The sequence below is a fragment of the Motiliproteus sp. genome (genome assembly GCF_965230735.1).
Classification (GTDB): domain Bacteria; phylum Pseudomonadota; class Gammaproteobacteria; order Pseudomonadales; family Balneatricaceae; genus Motiliproteus.
In genome coordinates this window covers 3,258,655-3,276,083 of record NZ_OZ246016.1, presented here as the reverse complement: position 1 = coordinate 3,276,083, position 17,429 = coordinate 3,258,655, and the positions used below count along the sequence as shown (strand labels likewise).

14 protein-coding genes and 1 tRNA gene are annotated in these 17,429 nt (G+C 57.5%); 9 read left to right on the top strand and 6 right to left on the bottom strand.

Annotation, left to right across the window (positions count from 1 at the left end):
* Nucleotides 1–116 precede the first annotated feature (116 nt).
* The 5 genes from ACO05M_RS15065 to ACO05M_RS15045 all read left to right on the top strand — a co-directional run bounded on the left by ACO05M_RS15065 (nt 117) and on the right by ACO05M_RS15045 (nt 5,065).
* Entirely contained in the window at nt 117–503 is a 387-nt protein-coding gene (locus ACO05M_RS15065) for a hypothetical protein (RefSeq protein WP_421864626.1), read from the top strand.
* Nucleotides 504–798: 295 nt separating this feature from the next.
* Nucleotides 799–1,581: an OmpA family protein gene (locus ACO05M_RS15060; RefSeq protein WP_421864623.1), complete on the top strand. Its 783-nt coding sequence runs from the start codon at nt 799–801 to the stop codon at nt 1,579–1,581.
* Between the two features lie 191 nt (nt 1,582–1,772).
* Nucleotides 1,773–2,486, top strand: coding sequence for a response regulator (locus ACO05M_RS15055; RefSeq protein ID WP_421864620.1), 714 nt, complete (start codon nt 1,773–1,775; stop codon nt 2,484–2,486).
* 1 nt (nt 2,487) lies between these two features.
* Nucleotides 2,488–4,479 (top strand): ATP-binding protein, encoded by a 1,992-nt coding sequence (locus tag ACO05M_RS15050; protein ID WP_421864617.1) that lies wholly within the window; start codon nt 2,488–2,490, stop codon nt 4,477–4,479.
* A gap of 322 nt (nt 4,480–4,801) precedes the next feature.
* Complete coding sequence (locus ACO05M_RS15045; protein WP_421864614.1) at nt 4,802–5,065, top strand: hypothetical protein; 264 nt, start codon at nt 4,802–4,804, stop codon at nt 5,063–5,065.
* Between the two features lie 109 nt (nt 5,066–5,174).
* On the opposite strand, the gene ACO05M_RS15040 is transcribed toward ACO05M_RS15045, so the two are convergent.
* The 3 genes from ACO05M_RS15040 to ACO05M_RS15030 form a co-directional block, all read right to left on the bottom strand.
* Nucleotides 5,175–5,606 carry a universal stress protein gene (locus ACO05M_RS15040; RefSeq protein ID WP_421864611.1) on the bottom strand — a complete coding sequence of 144 codons (432 nt, stop codon included), beginning with the start codon at nt 5,604–5,606 and terminating at the stop codon, nt 5,175–5,177.
* 35 nt (nt 5,607–5,641) lie between these two features.
* Complete coding sequence (locus ACO05M_RS15035) at nt 5,642–8,230, bottom strand: TRAP transporter permease (RefSeq protein ID WP_421864608.1); 2,589 nt, start codon at nt 8,228–8,230, stop codon at nt 5,642–5,644.
* Nucleotides 8,231–8,318: 88 nt separating this feature from the next.
* The gene (locus ACO05M_RS15030) at nt 8,319–9,296 is read right to left on the bottom strand and encodes a TAXI family TRAP transporter solute-binding subunit (RefSeq protein WP_421864605.1); all 978 of its coding nucleotides are present in this window, start codon (nt 9,294–9,296) and stop codon (nt 8,319–8,321) included.
* A gap of 327 nt (nt 9,297–9,623) precedes the next feature.
* Here ACO05M_RS15030 and ACO05M_RS15025 point away from each other — a divergent pair, with 327 nt between their 5' ends.
* Both ACO05M_RS15025 and ACO05M_RS15020 read left to right on the top strand, forming a co-directional pair.
* The gene (locus tag ACO05M_RS15025; protein ID WP_421864602.1) at nt 9,624–10,454 is read left to right on the top strand and encodes an HDOD domain-containing protein; all 831 of its coding nucleotides are present in this window, start codon (nt 9,624–9,626) and stop codon (nt 10,452–10,454) included.
* Nucleotides 10,455–10,656: 202 nt separating this feature from the next.
* Nucleotides 10,657–10,733 (top strand) — tRNA-Pro (locus ACO05M_RS15020).
* Between the two features lie 222 nt (nt 10,734–10,955).
* On the opposite strand, the gene ACO05M_RS15015 is transcribed toward ACO05M_RS15020, so the two are convergent.
* The gene (locus ACO05M_RS15015) at nt 10,956–11,789 is read right to left on the bottom strand and encodes a substrate-binding periplasmic protein (RefSeq protein WP_421864599.1); all 834 of its coding nucleotides are present in this window, start codon (nt 11,787–11,789) and stop codon (nt 10,956–10,958) included.
* A 192-nt stretch (nt 11,790–11,981) separates the two neighbouring features.
* Here ACO05M_RS15015 and ACO05M_RS15010 point away from each other — a divergent pair, with 192 nt between their 5' ends.
* Nucleotides 11,982–12,347 (top strand): STAS/SEC14 domain-containing protein, encoded by a 366-nt coding sequence (locus tag ACO05M_RS15010; RefSeq protein WP_421864597.1) that lies wholly within the window; start codon nt 11,982–11,984, stop codon nt 12,345–12,347.
* A gap of 58 nt (nt 12,348–12,405) precedes the next feature.
* Here ACO05M_RS15010 and ACO05M_RS15005 read toward each other — a convergent pair whose 3' ends face one another.
* On the bottom strand, nt 12,406–13,071 hold the full coding sequence (locus tag ACO05M_RS15005) for an SDR family oxidoreductase (RefSeq protein WP_421864594.1): 666 nt from the start codon (nt 13,069–13,071) through the stop codon (nt 12,406–12,408).
* Nucleotides 13,072–13,281: 210 nt separating this feature from the next.
* The gene (locus tag ACO05M_RS15000) at nt 13,282–15,498 is read right to left on the bottom strand and encodes a 4Fe-4S binding protein (protein WP_421864591.1); all 2,217 of its coding nucleotides are present in this window, start codon (nt 15,496–15,498) and stop codon (nt 13,282–13,284) included.
* A 497-nt stretch (nt 15,499–15,995) separates the two neighbouring features.
* Here ACO05M_RS15000 and ACO05M_RS14995 point away from each other — a divergent pair, with 497 nt between their 5' ends.
* On the top strand, nt 15,996–17,126 hold the full coding sequence (locus ACO05M_RS14995) for a porin (protein WP_421864588.1): 1,131 nt from the start codon (nt 15,996–15,998) through the stop codon (nt 17,124–17,126).
* The last annotated feature ends 303 nt before the right edge of the window (nt 17,127–17,429 follow it).

Here is a 17,429-nt window from a genome sequence, read left to right as displayed (position 1 = left end):
GCCACCCCGGGGAAGAGCTGCCCCAGCAACCGCTGAACAGCTCGGTGTGACCAGAACCGGTCGCCAGCAGGTGGGCCGGATAAGAATATTTATAAGTGTTAGGGGATAGTTAAATTATGCAAAGCCATCTTGCTGCCAATCTGAAAAGCGACTTCCAGCAGCATTACCGCCGTTTTGAAGAGCATTACGACAAAGGCCATAGCGCCAACCTGGAACTCAAGCAGGCCAAATCCAGCCGTGTCTGGATGATTGCGGTACTGGCACTGCTGTTTTCGATGTCTTCGGATTTCTTCCTGGGTGCGGCAGCCGCGATGTTCGGGGTCTATTTCTATCGCATTGTCAGTGCCTATATGCAGAGGGCTCAGTCGGAAGATGCGATGGAGGAGATTGAGCGTTGGTTCAGTGCCAAGGGTTTGATGCTGCAGGATAAAACACCCTTCTTCAAAGGTGACGACCAGTTGGAAAATCCGCTGAACCTGTTCGAAGACCGGGTCTACCAGTAACTCGATACCCTCCTGTCTATAAAACGCCGTGCCCAGCACGGCGTTTTTCGTTATGGCCCACACCCCTGGTCATCGCTGTGAGTTGGCCTTGCCCTATTCGATGTGGATAGGCTGTCGATAGCGATGATCGGCGCTCCATTATTTCTCCATGCTTTATCCGTCCCGACTCCCATCTTGGTGATCGCTGCTGCGGTTCAATAACCCCACGACATTGATGAGGATTGCGGCCACTCAGGGCGCAATCCACAGAACAGCAAGCATTGCGATAACAGGCCCGAGGGCCGGGAGAGTCAGGATGAAACTTATCACTAACCTATCAGTTAACCACTCAAGCAAAACCGCCGGCGTTGCCGCACTGGCGTTGACGGCGGCCCTGGTCGGCACTTCGCTGCAGGCCGCCGAAGCGGTAGAGCCGATCGACAACACTCCGCAGCATCTGGGCTTTGGTGCCGGTGCGGTGGCCGGTGCGGTGGTCGGCGGACCTATCGGTGCGATCCTTGGCGGTACCTTTGGGGCGATGATCGGCCAGGATGAGGTGAAACAACGCCAGCTGGTGCAGACCGAAGAGCTGGCCCGACACACCGAGCAGCGGCTGGTCGAACAGCAACGCCAACTGCAACGGGTTGAGCAGCAACTGGCTGAAAAACAGGCCCAGATTGAGCAGGCTGAACAACAGCTGGCCGGCCTGGGGCAGCAGCATGAGGCGCTGCAGCAATGGGTTAGTGGTCTGCGTCTGTCGGTCTATTTTGATCACAACAGCAGCAGTCTGAAGAACAAATATCAGCCGATGCTGCAATCGATCAGTCAGGGACCTCAGCAGGTACCGGGAATGCGGATCGATCTTGAAGGCCATACCGATCGGGCCGGCCTGTCCGACTATAACCAGCAGCTGGCCAACAAGCGCAATCAACAGGTCAGCGAGGCCCTGGTGGATTCGGGTACAGCCGCCGAGTTGATCGACCAGAACGCACTGGGCTCACTCAATGCCCAGACCGATAAAATCTATGCCCCGGAGGATCGCCGCGTGGATCTGCGCTTTACCTTTGATCCCCGGGACGCAGTTGTCAGCCGCCAGTAAGGGTCGGATAGAATTCAGAAGTTGCGGGGTGTAAACGTTCGGTAGCCGGTGAGCGACTGAACGGAAACAGAGGGCGGGGTAGCGGTAGCTGCCCCGCTCCAGTTATGTCAAAGTGTTGAAGGGTCTGGGATTTATTTACGATTCCCGGAGTCGGACAAAGTTATCACCGTTTAACCCGAGCTGGATAATCGATGCAGCAACAGATCCTGATCGTCGAAGATGATCCCGACCAGTTACAAAACTATTGTGATGCGCTTTCCACATCTGCCTATCAGGTGAAGGCGTTCGACAGCGACCAGGCGGTGCGTGAGCAACTGGATATCGAACCGGATATTGCGTTGCTTGATATTCATCTGGGCAGCAATCCCGATGCGGGTTTTGAACTGTGCCAATGGTTGCTGGGACGCTATCCGGATCTGCCGGTGCTGTTTATCACCTCCCGTTGCGACGAGATCGACCAGATCTTCGGCCTGCGCCTGGGAGCCTGGGATTATCTGACCAAGCCGGTCTCGCTGATGCTGTTGAAGGAGAAGGTGGCGGCAATCCTGAAACGGGCCCGTAAACTCTCGGAAACCGTCGCGGATCGCTCCGCCGACTCGTCCGAGACAACATCGGAGCTGGCGCTGGATATCAGCGGGGCCCGGGCGCGCTGGCGAGGATTACCGTTAAATCTGACCGTGACGGAACTGTTGATTGTCGAGGTGTTGCTTAACGCCGAGGGGGCGGTGGTCAGCTTTGATGCGCTGGCCCAGAAAACCCGCCAGACGGTGGTCACCAACAATACCCTCAGTACCCATATTCGCCATCTGCGAAATAAATTTAAGGCGGTTGATCCCGAGTTCGACCGCCTGGTCAGTGTCTATGGATTAGGTTATCGATGGCAACAGAGCGACGGAGTCGCCTGAGATGCGCCTGACGCTACGCAAGAAACTACTGTTGATGCTGCCGCTGCTGGGGTTGCTCCCCTGGTTGGGCTTGCGCTATTTCAATGCGATCAATCAGGTGGTGGATCAGAGCCAGATCCAGGCGGCCCGTCTGGTGGCCGAAGCGGCGGCAGCCAATATCGTCAACCGGGCCGAGACGAAAAACTGGTGGGCGCTATCTGCGAACCCGGTCGACAGTGGCAATGACTTGGAGGCCGCTGCGCCCGACAATCCCAACAGGGTCGATTCTTCCACGACTTCTCCGCCAGCAAGTCATCCGGCAACGATTCCGGTGTACGGCCTACGTCAGCCACTGACCCTCGACGGCTTTTTCAGTGACTGGCCCGAACACTTCGGCTTGACCCGGCTTGAAGGGTTGCAGCTACGGGCCGCACAGTATAGGCAACGGCTCTATCTGGCGATCGAGGTGGAAGACGGCAGTCGCTATTACGCCCGAGCCGGTATCGATTTCAGTGATCCGGCTCGTTACGACTACCTGGATCTGGTCCTGGATGATGGTCAGCGTTTTCGGCTGATGGCTGAAGGGCCGGGGCTGTTTCGGGCTCGGATTCCCAAGCGCCGATACCGTCATCGGTCGACTCCGATCGAAGCGGTCTGGTGGGAACGGGAGGGCCGCTATCAGCTCGAAGTGACGCTGCCGGTCTCTTTGCTGCAATCGACCTCGGAACTGTTGATTCAGGCTCATGACTTCGACGGCCGAACCGGACCGGTTCGCTCCTATCCACTGCGCCTGACGCCGCTGGTGTCCGAGTTGCAGCAGTTGCTGGGCAACTATTCTCAGAGTGACCAGCAACTGATGCTGTTGAATGCCAACGGCCAGACGCTGGCGATTACCGAAGGATTGGGACCGCTGTCACTGCATCGCCTGCAGCAGTTTATCGACAGTGGCCGTGAGGCGAGCATCCGTGGTGGCTGGGCGGCCGTTCAGGTGCCGGTTTATCCGCAACGCCCCGACGGGCCAAGGTTGGTGGTACAGATCGCCAGCGACCGTATGGCATTGGTGCAGCGGCAATCGTTGTTTGATCTGGGCTGGCAGACCCTGGCGGTGTTGCTGGCGGTTATTGCCGGATTGCTGTGGTTTGCCTCCAGACTGGCGATTCGAATCAAACGGTTAGGTAGCGAGCTCAAGCAGCGCTTTGACGATCAAGGACGCTTGCAGTCGGTTGACCCCTTCAGTGACGCGCAAGCCGGAGATGAGCTCGGCGAACTGTCCCGCGATGGTCAGATGCTGTTGCAGCGACTACAGGGCTATACCCAGTTTTTGGAGCGTATGCCCCGCACCTTACGGCATGAGTTGAGTAATCCACTCAACACCATCAGTACCTCACTGGAGCTACTCGACACCGAAACCGATCCGCCGATGGATTCACGCCAGCAGCGCCTGGTGGCCAGTGCCCGTCGAGGGGTCAGCAAGTTGGAGCAAACGATCCAGAGTATCACCGAAGCGGTCAGTCTGGAGGATGCGTTGAAGGTGGAGTCGGTTTCTGCGGTGGCACTGTCGACCCTGCTGCAACGCTATGTGGAGCGCTGTCGAGTCGACTTCCCGGACCAGCCGTTCGAATTGAGTGTGCCGGATTCGACGGTGTGGCTGCTGGCGAACGAGTTTCGATTGGAGCAGTTGCTCGATAAGTTGATCGACAATGCACGCGATTTCAATCATGAGTCTGCCCCGATCCAACTGCAGCTCAGTCTCGAGCCGCCGGGGCTGGTGCTGAGAATCAGCAACCGTGCTTCACCCATCGATGAGCAGCAGTCTGAGCAATTGTTCGAGCTGTTCTCCAGCGAAAGGCAGCAGGTCGGTGGTAGCCATCTTGGGTTGGGACTTTATGTGGTCAAATTGATCGCCCGGGCTCAACAGGCCGATGTGGCGATCTTTAACCAGCAGGATCGGGTGGTGGTTCAGTTGTGCTGGCCCCATGAGATGCTCAATTCGACCATCGATAAGGTTCGCTAGGCCGTTTGCTTCGACTTTAGCCGCAACGCCCGGTTTAACCCAGTTTAAGGGTTGACCCGCTGCCGCAGGCTGACGTTTAATGAAGCGGCCCATTTCTCGGGCATTCATGTTCACGATAGGTAGCAACTGAACCCATGTTCCGTTTTATCGCAACTTGGCATTCACGAAAAAACGTCTCCAATCCGATTTGGATGTTTGCTCCTGCCTGTCCGTGTGCTGATTAGATAAACCCTTTCTGGCCGCGGATCCTATCGCGGCCTTGCACAAAATCCCTTTGTTAATCCCCGATAGGTCCGCTGCCTCCTGATTTAGGAGCAATAGGATGATCCTGTTTAGTTTTGTAAAGCGTGCCCTGAGCCAACTTGATCGCCGGGCAACCGAGAATCTCAGCTACCAGCAGCTGAGCCGTCTAGACCCACGCCTGCTGGAAGATATCGGTTTGAAACTGGAAGACGGACGCGTGATCGAGCTGAATCCCTCTGCCAGCCCTGCGGCGGATATTCCCCAGGCGGCGGACTCAAGAGCGAAGGCAACGGCCGCGGTTGAGCCGAAGTTAGCGCCCGAACCTCAGGCTGGGGGGGGGTGAAATAACCGCCGTTGCAGGATGCGACGGCGGTCGTTGACCGGAACCCGCTCCCGATTGGAGTCGCGAGCGGGTTCGTACCGGGTATCCACCCTAAACCGGTGGATACCCTTTAATCGCGGATCACCAGTACCGAGCAGCTGGCGCGCTCGACCACCTTACCGGCGACGGAGCCGATCAGGGCCTCATCGACCGAACTCTGTTTGCGGCTGGGAATCACGATCATCGAAGCGTTGATCTGTTTAGCCATCTTGATGATCTGCTTGTAGGGGTTGCCGTTGGTGACGTGCAGGCAGCTGGAGAGATCGTCGGGGATATGGGTGTCGATATAGTGGTGCAGTTTTTTCTCCACCGCCTTGAGGGCGTTTTCCATCGCATCGGCGGGAAAATAGGCCGCCACCATCGGCATATTGAATCCGGGCACAACGGTCATGACATGCAACTCACCTCCGCTCTCACGGGCCTGCGATATGGCGATCTTGAGCGCTTTGTCAGCCAGCTCCGGCTTCTGGGCATCGATCGGTATCAGGATATCTTTGGACATGCCGGTTTCTCCGTGGTAACCGCGTTAGGGGGCGCTCAGGTTGCGGTGGCTGTTTCAGACTGTTGATCCCGCCGACGCCGTTGGCCGACCCAGAGGATGCCCAGCAGCACCAGTGCCGGGATAAAGACCAGTTCTTTGGGGGGCCGCTCGGCATCGATCAGCAGCTGCTGGATCTCCCAGTCAAAGTCGATTCCCAGCTCCTGGGCGGGGCTACCGAAGGCGACCATATCGACCACCGTGCGGTCGTCATCCTGGCGCAGCATCAGCCCGGCGTTGGACAGTCGGGTTTCCCCGTCGCCACTTTCACCCAACGGCAGTAATACGATCTTGGAGACCTCGTCGCCATCCAGGTTGATTCCGCTGACCCGCATTCGCAAGTTGCCGTCCGGGGCGATCTGTTCGGCGCGTTCAGTAATCTCGGTGGCCGGTGCTTCCACCAGGGGGGGGTAGACCTCATCCCACCAGAAGCCGGGACGGAACAGCGAGAAGGCCACCAACAGCAGTCCGACGGTCTCCCACCAGCGGGTTTTAACCAGCCAGAAGCCCTGGGTTGCCGCGGCGAAGACCAGCATCGCGACCACCGCGCTGAAGATGGTCAGCATCAGCGATACCACCGAATCGATACCGATCAGCAACAACTGGGTATTGAAGATAAACATGAACGGCAACACCGCGGTCCGGATATCGTAAGTGAAGCCCTGGATACCGGTGCGGATCGGGTCGGATCGTGCGATGGCGGCGGCGGCAAAGGCCGCCAGCCCCACCGGCGGCGTATCATCGGCCAGAATGCCGAAGTAGAACACGAACAGATGGACGGCGATCAGCGGTACGATAAGTCCGTGGGCGGCACCCAGGTTGACGATCACCGGTGCCATCAGGGTTGAGACGACGATGTAGTTGGCGGTGGTGGGCAGCCCCATTCCCAGGATCAGGCTGATCAGCGCGGTGAAGAACAGCATTAGCAACACCGAACCGCCGGAGATAAACTCGACGAATTCGGTCATCACCAGACCGATACCGGTCAGGGTTACGGTACCGACCACAATGCCGGCGGCAGCGGTGGCCACGCCGATACCGATCATGTTGCGGGCACCACTGGCAAGGCCCTCAAACAGCTCCATCAAACCGCGGTAGAGCGCGCACTTGAGATCCCCCTGGTGACGGAACAGGGCCAGCAGCGGGCGGTGGGTGATGACGATCACGATCATGAACAGGGTGGCCCAGAAGGCCGACAGTCCCGGCGAGAAACGCTCGACCATCAGACACCAGACCAGCACGAAGATCGGCAGCAGGTAGTAGAGCCCGGATTTCACCGTCGGGCCGACTTCCGGCAGCTCCACCACTTCAGCGTTGGGGTCGTCCATCTGCAGTTCTGGATACTGGGCCGAATAACGTACCAGCAGTACATAGACCAGACAGATCAATAGCCCCAGCACCAGGGTAGCGGTACCGCCGAACAGGTCTTTGGTCCAGCCGACGCCGTAGTAGACCACCGCGGCGATGATGCAGATGCCCAGGAATGTGGTCAGAAACGACAGCAGACTCTGGGCCAGGGTTGGGTTGGTCCGTCGGGGCAGCCCCTGCATATTCGCCTTGAGGGCTTCCAGATGGACGATATAGATCAGCGCGATATAGGAGATCAGCGCCGGTAGGATCGCGTGGGTAATCACCTCGACGTAGGAGATGCCCACATATTCCACCATCAGGAACGCGGCCGCGCCCATGATCGGCGGCGTCAGCTGACCGTTGGTGGAGGCGGCGACCTCCACCGCGCCGGCCTTGGTGCCGGGGAAACCGACCCGTTTCATCAGCGGGATGGTAAAGGTGCCGGTGGTGACCACGTTGGCGATCGATGAGCCGGAGATCAGTCCGGACAGACCGGAGGAGACCACCGCTGCCTTGGCCGGGCCGCCACGCATATGCCCCAACAGTGAGAAGGCGACTTTGATGAAGTAGTTACCGGCACCGGCCTTGTCGAGCAGGGCGCCGAACAGCACGAACAGGAACACGAAACTGGTCGAGACCCCCAGCGCGACGCCGAACACCCCTTCGGTGGTCAGCCACTGGTGCGACATCGTCTTGTTGAGGCTGGCGCCCTTGTGGGCGATAACGTCCGGCATATAGGGGCCGGCGAAGGTGTAGAGCAGGAACACCGAGGCAACCACCATCAGCGGTGGCCCCAAGGCCCGCCGGGTTGCTTCGAGCAGCAACAGCATCCCGGCTACGGCGGTGACGATATCGAACTGGGTCGGGGAGCCGGCCCGATCGGACAGCTCGGCATAGAACAGGAACAGATAACCGGCGCAGAATGCGCCAACCAGGGCCATCAGCCAGTCCTGAATCGGTATCAGGTCACGGCGAGAGCTGCTCATTGCCGGGTAGGCGGTGAAGGCCAGGAAGATGGCGAAAGCCAGATGAACCGAGCGCGCTTCGGTGTCGTTAAGAACGCCGAAGTTGAGAATAAACGGCAGTGGGGAGGCGTACCAGAGCTGGAACAGGGCCCAGCAGACCGGGGTGATCAACAGGATTCTACCGGGTAAGCCTCCCGGGTCGCGAGCGCCGCTGTCGGAGGAGGCGACCAGCTCCTGGATCTCTTTGTCGGCCGTATCATCATTGTGACTCATGGCAGGCTCCCTGACAGCCGGGGTCGATTCTTATTAAGGGGGTAGAAAAGACAATCCCCCGAAGCCTAGGCTCCGGGGGATCTGGGTCTTACATCAGACCGGCTTCTTTGTAGTACTTCGCAGCGCCCGGATGCAGCGGGGCGGACAGGCCGTCTTTGATCATCTGCTCCTTCTTCAGATTACCGAAGGCCGGATGCAGTTTTCTGAAGGTATCGAAGTTCTCGAATACCGCCTTGACCACCTCGTAGATCACATCATCCGGAGTATTGGTTGAGGAGACGAAGGTGGCGCCGACACCAAAGGTCATGACGTCATTATCGTTGCCGCGGTACATGCCGCCAGGGATCGTCGCGGTCCGGTAATAGCTGTTATCCGAAACCAGCTTGTTAACGGCATCGCCGCTGACTTCCACCAGCACACTGTCGCAGGAGGTGGTTGCTTCCTTGATCGAACCACTGGGGTGGCCGACGGTGAACACCATCGCGTCGATCTTGTTATCGCAAAGGGCGGAGGATTGCTCGGCGGACTTGAGCTCGGATGCCAGCGCGAAGTCGTCCATGGTCCAGCCCTTGGCTTTCATCAGTACTTCCATGGTGCCGCGTTGACCGGAGCCGGGGTTACCGATATTGACCCGCTTGCCTTTCAGATCATCAAAGGTCTTGATACCGGCATCGGCACGGGCGACCACCGTGAAGGGCTCCGGGTGGACCGAGAAAATGGCGCGCAGATCCTTATTGGCGCCCTTGTCTTCAAATTTGCTGGTGCCGTTGTAGGCGTGGTACTGCCAGTCGGATTGGGCCACACCCATATCCAACTCACCTTCACGAATGGTGTTGAGGTTGTAGACCGAGCCGCCGGTACTCTCGACGCTGCAGCGGATACCGTGCTCCTTACGCCCTTTGTTGACCAGTCGGCAGATGGAACCCCCGGTCGGATAGTAAACCCCGGTGACCCCGCCGGTTCCGATCGTTACAAAGCGCTGTTCGGCCGCGTGGGTCGAGAGCGAGGCCGTCAGGCCCAGGGAGGTGGACAGTGCGACAACAGCAATATTCTTGAGTTTTATCATGGTTCTGATACCCGCAGCATTGATTGTTAAAGACCGCTAAAAAAGCGAACAGGTCCGCATTAAGGCCGGTTTGGGTGCCGGTCTTCAAGACCTGTTGGCGGCGAAAAGCCTGCTACAAGTACTAGTCAGCAAAGAAGAAACTGTCAAATCAGGTCGGTGAATTAGCCCAGTTATCCCGATGAATAAGAGCATGTTGATCCCCTCGGTCTTCGTCAAGACTCGGCTGGGTCGTTGGCGGATCTTGAGGGGGCCACGCACTTTGTTTCTTAGGCGGACGTACTGGTACACTGCGGCTAAACACCATCTCAAAGGACTGATCGAAGAACCATGCCAGGCAAGCCGTACCTTATTCCTCCGCGCCCGGAGATTCTTCTATCGCTGACTCAGCTGCTCAACGCCGATGATCCTGATTTCGACGCCATCGTCGCGACCATCAAAGGCGATGTATCGATCTATACCGTGGTGATGGCGATGGCCAACAGTCCCCGGTTTGCCGGGGTGCAGACATTCACCTCGCTACAGCAGGTGGTGATGCGACTGGGGTTAAAGCGACTGCATTCGCTGGTCGAGTTGATCGTGTTGAAAAAGGCACTGTCGAAAGCGGGACGGCTGGAGCGTTTTTGGGATACTGCGATTGAGGTCGCGGAGCTCACCGCCTTGTTGGCACCAAAGCTCTCCAAAGAAAATCCTGACGACGCCTACACCGTCGGGATGCTGCACGATTGCGGTATTCCGTTGATGATCGAAACCTATACGGATTACCGGGAATTCCTGGGCGGAATTGAGGGCCAGGAGCTGGCGGCATTGAGCCGGCAGGAGCAGCAGCGTTACGGCGTCGATCATTTCAGCGTCGGCACGGAAATAGCCGCAGCCTGGGGAATGCCGGCCCAGGTTTGTGAAGCGATCCGATTGCAGCTGCATTATCCGACGGCGTTGCTGGATGCGACGGATCAGTTCAGCGACAGCGGTAGGACGCTGTTTTGTTTGATCATGCTAGCCAAAAATATCAGTGAGCGTTATCGACGCTACTGGCGTCTGGGAAGCTCTAGTCCGGATATCTCGGAGCTGTTGCCGACGCTGGAATATTTGGGACTCTCTGATCTGGATTACATCGACCTGCGCGACCACTGTTTGGACCAGCTTGAGCACCAAGCCTAGTACAACCCAGAAGCGAATTATTTGGATAGATCCTGGCCGCTTGAACAAGCTTTGAACAATCCGGCGGGTGGGGGCCGTACAACAAATAACCGATCGACGATAAATCGCGAAAACCGTTAAAAAAAGATGACGAAATGGTTGTGTTCACCGGGCGGTTTATCTATCATGCGTGCCGCTGGAAACAGCCCCTGCAAGAAAAGATCGGCGTGTAGCGCAGCCTGGTAGCGCACATCCTTCGGGAGGATGGGGTCGGAGGTTCGAATCCTCTCACGCCGACCAACTTTCCCACTATCTAAAACATTCGAGCATCTCCGCTCGTGGTTTTCCCCTGATATTTCTACGCAATAGTTTCGAAGAATTACGGTTTATTTGTCCCTCCACGACTGGTGTTATCGGTTGGCGGATTGCCTCTGCGGGCCTGTTCGTTGACGCAGAGGAATGTACCGACACCGGTAGGTCGTAGACGAGAGGCGTCTTAGCGCAGTTTCGGCAAGGACCCGGTTAGGGCTCTGTACTCTCAGAGGGCGCTTCGGGATACAGCTTCAGTCCATGTTTATTCCAAAGCGCATCCATCTCATGATTTTGATGCATGGTCTGTAGGGCTTGATTGAAGCGTTGTTGGAAGTCGAGATCGGTTTTTTGCTTGGAGAAGCCGAAGTAGCCGACCATCTTTCCAAACGGAGGACTGAGGTAGGCGATCTGCGGTTGCAGCTGCTCTTTACGGACTTCAAAGATCGCGTTGCGCTCGTTGGCGGCCAGCAGCTCTCCCCGACCTTTCTGAAGTAGCTGCAAACCATGCGAAAAGGTATTGGCTTCGACGATCTGCAGGCGTGATTTGATCTGATCGAATTCAGCACCGTAGGCCCAGCCTCGGACGGTGATGATCCGTTGATCGAGCACGCTTTGAAGATTGCCGCGCCATTGCCGGATCGTTTTAAAGTCCTCCGAGCGCGACAGAAAGATCATATGGTCGCGGTAGATTTCGGTGGTCGAATAATCGAGTATCGCCTCGCGTTGATCGGTTTTGTAGGGGCCGATCAGACCATCCGCGGCGCCCACTTCAACCAAACGCAGGGCGCGGGGCCAGGGAAGGACCAGGACTTTGAACCGATCGCCGGTCAGCTCTGAGACTCTATTCAAAACATCGACAGCCAATCCTTGGGGACTGCCATCCATCGATTGCTCCAGCACGTAGGGGAAGAAGGTGCCGACCATCAGATAGGGGGGCGATTCCAGCTTATCCGCCGAGGCTGTACCGGTAACGGCTAGATACAGCACGAGAGCCCGCAGCAAGGCGCTTAGGAAGGGTGACTCTTTATGCGTACAAACTGCCATAGGGAACCACTATGTTGGCGCATGGCTAATGATGGAGTGGACCCAGTGTACCGCTGATGGCTGGAAATGTAAGGGGGGCTTGTAAGATTACTTGTAATTACTGTGACCAGGGCCATCTTCATTCAAGTCACTGATCTGTCGATAGTTGTTCTAGACTAGTCCGATATATCCCGTTGCATAGGAAACCCAAGGATGTCCGTCGCCCTTCAATTTGAACAGAGTAATCGTGTCGTTATTCGCGTCAGTGGTGAGCTTCAGGTCGATGAGTTCGCCCGGGTGTCCGATCAGCTTGTCGCGAGTCTGGATCAGGTATTACCGACCGAGATCCTGATCCTGTTGGAGCAGTTCGAAGGTTGGGAACACTCCGACGGTTGGGAAGGCCAGCTCTTTTCCGATAGCTTTGACCAGCATGTTCGACGGATCGCGATTGTCGGTGACCCCCGCTGGCAAGAGCAGGCGCTGCTCTTCACCGGGCAGGGGCTACGGCCGGTAGAGATCGAATTCTTTCCCGCCGTCGATGAATACAAAGCCCGTCATTGGCTAAGCCAGGGCGTCTAGCGGCGCACTGAGCCGCCAAGCCTAACCAACACAGCGACCAACCGATGGTTGGTCATTGTTACCAGGGCAGGACCTCGCCGTTGGAATGCCAGAAGGTGCCGCTGGTTTCCGGCGTCAAAACCTCGATACGTTGAGCGATGCGCTCAGCCGCTTGATCGGGTGTGATATCGCCATGACCGCCGATCATCTCGGTGCCGACCAGGCCCGGATGAATGATGGCGATGCTGACATGGTTATGGCTCAGGTCGTGGGCCATTGAGACGGCGGCGATATTCAGTGCGGCCTTCGACATCCGGTAGCCGTAACGTCCGCCGCTGGTGTTGTCGGTCACCGAGCCCATGCGGCTGGTGATCATCGCGACCTTCGCACCCGTCACCAGATTTGATGCCAGCGCTTCAACGGCGCGGATCGGCCCGAGGGTATTGACCTCGAACTGCTGCCGCAGTGAATCGAAATCGATCTGCCCCAGCACTTCGTTTTGCAGGATACCGGCATTGTTGATCAGCAGATCGATCCGGACACCCGCCAGCGTATTCTTAAGACGCTCGATGACGCGGTCATCCGCCATATCGATCCCTTCGACCACCGTGGCACCGCTGGTGCTGAGTTCAGCCGAGGGTTGACGACAGAGGGCGAAGACGTTGCAGCCCTTGGATAGATAGAGTTTGGTCAGCGACAGGCCGATGCCGCGACTGGCACCGGTGATGACAACCGTTTGTTTCATAGGGACTCCGGGTGACTAGGGATAAAGATGCCGTCATGTTAGCAGGGATGCCCCGGGCCTGTGAGCATTGACCGGAGCTGTTGTTGCCCAACGGGCGCCAGAAGACCTCGGCGAGGTTGTGCACAAAATCTGTGGATGATGTTGTGCATAGGATTGGGAGCCCTTGCTGCAGGCCTGACTAACACTGCGCTTGGTGGCGATGGTGGTGTTTTATCCAACCACCGGTTTGATCCCGGGTTGAGGCTCGCTGACCGGGCCTGAAGTGATCTCGACGGCCAGTGATTGGTTGCGGCGGCGCTGTTTCTTGGCCTGCTGCAGCGACGCCACACACTGCTTGGAATCATTCAGGATTACCACGCATTCCAGACACTGGATACACTCGTCGTAATCGATCCGACCGTCCTGGTGGATCGCGTTGATGCCGCAGCGGCGCTTACACAGCTGGCAGGGACTGCCGCACTGCTCGATACGATCGAGCCAGTTGAACAGTCGCAGCCGACCGAGCACCGCCAGCCCGGCCCCCAGCGGGCACAGGTAGCGGCAGTAGAACTTGTGTACAACGAGGCCGACCGCCAATAGCAGTACGGCATAGAGTACGAACGGCCAGTGGCGTACGAACACCAGCGTGATGCTGGTTTTAAAGGGCTCGACTTCGGCCAGTTGCTCGGCCAGCGTCAAGGAGCCGAAGGCGGTGGCGACCAGCCCGGCCAGCAGCGGGTATTTGATCAAAATCAGCCGCCGGTGCAGCGGCTCGGGTATCTTCCATTGTTTTATTTTCAGCTTGGCGGCAACCCAGGCCACCATCTCCTGCAGCGCCCCGAACGGGCACAGCCAGCCGCAGAACAGCCCGCGGCCCCACAGGAACAGGCTGATAAAGGTGTGGCTCCAGAGGATAAAGATCACCGGATCGAGCAAAAACAGCTTGATATCGAAGCCGTCCCAGAGCGCCAGCAGCAGGGTATAGATGTTAACCACCGACAGCTGGCCCTGGGCGTAGAAGCCGATAAACAGCAGCGTGAACCACAGATAGCTCCAGCGGAAATAGTGCATAAAGCGGCTCTGGTGGCTGTAGCGGCGCTGGCGGACAAAGACCCAGCTCAGCAGTCCAAGCCCCAGCAGCAGGATGGCGATGGTGGTGGTGCGGTCTTTCCAGATCTGCATCCACAGCGGTAGCGGTGCGGCGGGGACCTCCACCTCGACCTGTTCGAACAGCTCATTCGGTAGCTGGTGGCTGTAACTGAAACTGCCCTGGTCGCTGATCAGGTGGTTACGGGCCAGGTCGACATTGAGCACCAGCTGGGATTCGGCACCGGGGTTGAAGCCGGCGTGGCCCTTGATTCGGAACAGGTGGGCCTGATCGAACTCGGGAATACCTTCAACAAAGGCGCCCGGATCGCTGCTGTCCTCCAGTGCGTTCAGGTCGCGCAGCTCAATCGCCAGCCCCTGCTGCTGCAGCGACAGGCGGCCCGGCACGGTGCCGGGTTTGAAGTTCTCTTTAACATGGCCGAAGGGGCCGCGAGAAAGCACCGCAAACACCTGCTCGTCCTTTTTCAGACTCTGGATCAGCTGCCGGTAACTCTGCTCACCCAGTAGGTTGCGGCCGATAATCGGTGCGTTGAGGTAGGCGACCCATAGCTCACTGAAGATCGCCAGGCCCGGATCCTGCTCGATACGTTGCTGTTGCTCCGGAGTCAGGTTGAGATCGTGCTCGAGATCGATGGCGTCATAGTTGTCCAGCGATTGCCCCAGCCCCTGCTCAACCTCAGCGCGATCAAGCCGCCAATGTTGCAGGTAACCGCGTTGGATCAGCTCCTCGACACTGAGCGGCTCGAAGAGATCCGTTTTGGGACGCGCAGCCGGTGCCTGGGCAAAGCCTTCGAGCCGGTTACGAGCCACCTGCAGGGCGGTGGCCAGCACGGTATCGTTGACGATCACCACCGAAACCGTCGCCTTGGTGACGCCGTCGATATACACCGGTCCACCGTCTTCGCGGTTGCCTTCACCGATGACGATCGGATCGGTCAGTGACTGGCCCTGGTACTGATCGACAAAATCGAACAGCGGCTGCTGACCGAGACCGTGCAGAAACACCGGTTCGTGGTGATCCAGCACCTTGACCCCTTGAAAGCGACCGCTGGTGTCGAGCCCGATCATCAGCTTGATCGGCTTACCGGCAAAACCGGGCAGATCGCTCAGGTCGGTGGATTCGTAGGCGTAGCCCAGCAGTTCGTTGAGCTGGTAAACCGGGTAAACCGGGTAATCCTGCTGTTTGGGCTCGATGCGGGTGGCTTTGGGAAACAGCTGCTCGATAATGGCCTGATACTCCATGGCCAGCACCGGACTGCCGCTCAGCAGCAGCCAGAGTCCCAACAGCAACGGCAGCAGAAGCTGGGCTCGCGGACGGGTTGTGCGATCTTGATTGGGCATCCTGATAAGCGTCTCCCGTATTTCCTGTTGTTGTTCGGAAGGTGCCTGGTTCCATCCTAATTACCGGGTGGGCAACGACAATGGCACTTGGGGAGCAAACCACTACGACTTCGGTAGCAGGAGGTCGATGGAATAGAGCATCGTGGCAGTCCGAGTTAGTTGAGGGTGTTACGACTTCTCGGAACGGGTCGAAGATCAGGGCCTATCCACGAAGGTGCCGGCGGTTGCTTAACCTAAACGGTCCCGATTTCGAAACCACAGGGGTAGGCCAAACGGCTTACTGCCTGCAGCCGGCCAGGCTGAGGACGCCGGTCGTAGAGCATCCCGGGCTCTGACCCTAGGCGCTAGTGTCGGGTCGTCGCAAAACCTTCATAGAACTGCCATCTGACTAGAAAACTCCTTTTAAAGCGTGATGTTAGCTCAGTGTTCGGCATCTGATACTGGCCGTCGTTGCTGTCTTGATACAGCGATCCTCACCAACGACGAAGGGCCATGCGATGAACAATAAAAAACCTTTTTCCCAAATGTTGCCGTTAGCGGTTGCGATCAGCCTCAGTAGTCAGGCACAGGCGGCCATCACCCTCTATGAGCAGGACGATACCAGCTTCTCCACCGACGGCATGATCAATACCTTTCTGGTCAGTACCGAGGAGAAAACCGCCACGGAAACCAAAAATCAGTCCCGGGTGATGATGGGATTTCTGCCCAACTGGATCGGCTTCAATTTCGCCAAACAGGTGGATGATCTGAAGGTCGGCGCCCGTTCTTCGTTCTGGGTCACCATCAACGACAGCGATCCGATTCGGACCCAGAACTCAACCCACGGTTTTACCGACACCGGCATCGATGTGCGTCAGTTCTATGGAACGGTGGCATCGGACTGGGGGGAGGTGCTGATCGGTAAGGATTTCGGTCTCTTTAACCGAAGTAATATCCTCGGTGATGAAATTCTGCTTGGCTATGGTCAGACCCATACCGTCACCTCCGATGCGGCCAATGTCTCATTCGGCAATATCGGTACCGGTTATCTGTATCCGTTCCCGGTTTCCCAGATCACCTATCGAAGCCCCGATATGGGCGGTTTTCAGGTCGCCGCCGGGGTATTCGACCCGAACAAGAGTTCTACCACCTCCGAAGAGAGCGCCCCCCGAATCGAGGCCGAGGCGACCTATAACGGCGAGTTCGATCAGGGCTCTTACAAAGTCTGGTTGGGCGGTATGACCCAGTCTTCGAAGGAGGTCAGTGGCGGTGGCAAAGTCGACTCCAACGGGGTTTCCTACGGTGCCAATGTCAAGTTCGGTGGGCTATCGCTGAGCGCTTCGGGTTTTGATGCCACCGGGGTTGGCGCTGCGGGATTGGGCAATACGGTGACCAGCGATGATGCCGATGTCGATGGCCATCTGCTACAGGCCTCCTACAGCTTTGGCAAAGAGCGCCTGGTGCTGTCCTACGGCAAGAACAAGGGCGGTACCACTCCCGGTGGCAGCGAGCTGGATTTGAAAAATCATGCCGTGGCCTGGTTCCACAAGGTTAATGACAACTTCCAGCTTGTCGCCGAGTACGACAAAGCCGAATCCGATAGCAAGGAGGTTCGCTCAATCACGATCGGTGCCGTACTCAGTTACTAGCTGCTGATTGAGTCGGCGCTGAATGATGACCTGACAAGTCTGTGCCAGCGGTCTAGGCGGCGATCTGACTGCCGCCGATCTCAGGGGCTCCCCACCCCTGCATCACCGGGCTCTGCTCCCCTTCGCAGGCCCGGTTTTTTGGTTATCTTTTCGCCCTGGGTCAGTCGATAAATTGATCCATTGGGGTGTCACTGCTCTTGTGCTGATCGTTAATTAATCAGCGTGGTGGCGGACTGATATTTTTTACCGATTGATATCCATCCGCGGCATTAGACTAATGTCCCTACTCAATGTGTATTTATC

Coding starts and splice junctions, on each gene's coding strand:
- ACO05M_RS15010 (WP_421864597.1), top strand. CDS start 11,982: ATGTCCGTCGCCCTTCAATTTGAACAGAGTAATCGTGTCGTTATTCGC.
- ACO05M_RS15060 (WP_421864623.1), top strand. CDS start 799: ATGAAACTTATCACTAACCTATCAGTTAACCACTCAAGCAAAACCGCC.
- ACO05M_RS15025 (WP_421864602.1), top strand. CDS start 9,624: ATGCCAGGCAAGCCGTACCTTATTCCTCCGCGCCCGGAGATTCTTCTA.
- ACO05M_RS15040 (WP_421864611.1), bottom strand. CDS start 5,606: ATGTCCAAAGATATCCTGATACCGATCGATGCCCAGAAGCCGGAGCTG.
- ACO05M_RS15000 (WP_421864591.1), bottom strand. CDS start 15,498: ATGCCCAATCAAGATCGCACAACCCGTCCGCGAGCCCAGCTTCTGCTG.
- ACO05M_RS15050 (WP_421864617.1), top strand. CDS start 2,488: ATGCGCCTGACGCTACGCAAGAAACTACTGTTGATGCTGCCGCTGCTG.
- ACO05M_RS15035 (WP_421864608.1), bottom strand. CDS start 8,230: ATGAGTCACAATGATGATACGGCCGACAAAGAGATCCAGGAGCTGGTC.
- ACO05M_RS15045 (WP_421864614.1), top strand. CDS start 4,802: ATGATCCTGTTTAGTTTTGTAAAGCGTGCCCTGAGCCAACTTGATCGC.
- ACO05M_RS15030 (WP_421864605.1), bottom strand. CDS start 9,296: ATGATAAAACTCAAGAATATTGCTGTTGTCGCACTGTCCACCTCCCTG.
- ACO05M_RS15055 (WP_421864620.1), top strand. CDS start 1,773: ATGCAGCAACAGATCCTGATCGTCGAAGATGATCCCGACCAGTTACAA.
- ACO05M_RS15005 (WP_421864594.1), bottom strand. CDS start 13,071: ATGAAACAAACGGTTGTCATCACCGGTGCCAGTCGCGGCATCGGCCTG.
- ACO05M_RS15015 (WP_421864599.1), bottom strand. CDS start 11,789: ATGGCAGTTTGTACGCATAAAGAGTCACCCTTCCTAAGCGCCTTGCTG.
- ACO05M_RS15065 (WP_421864626.1), top strand. CDS start 117: ATGCAAAGCCATCTTGCTGCCAATCTGAAAAGCGACTTCCAGCAGCAT.
- ACO05M_RS14995 (WP_421864588.1), top strand. CDS start 15,996: ATGAACAATAAAAAACCTTTTTCCCAAATGTTGCCGTTAGCGGTTGCG.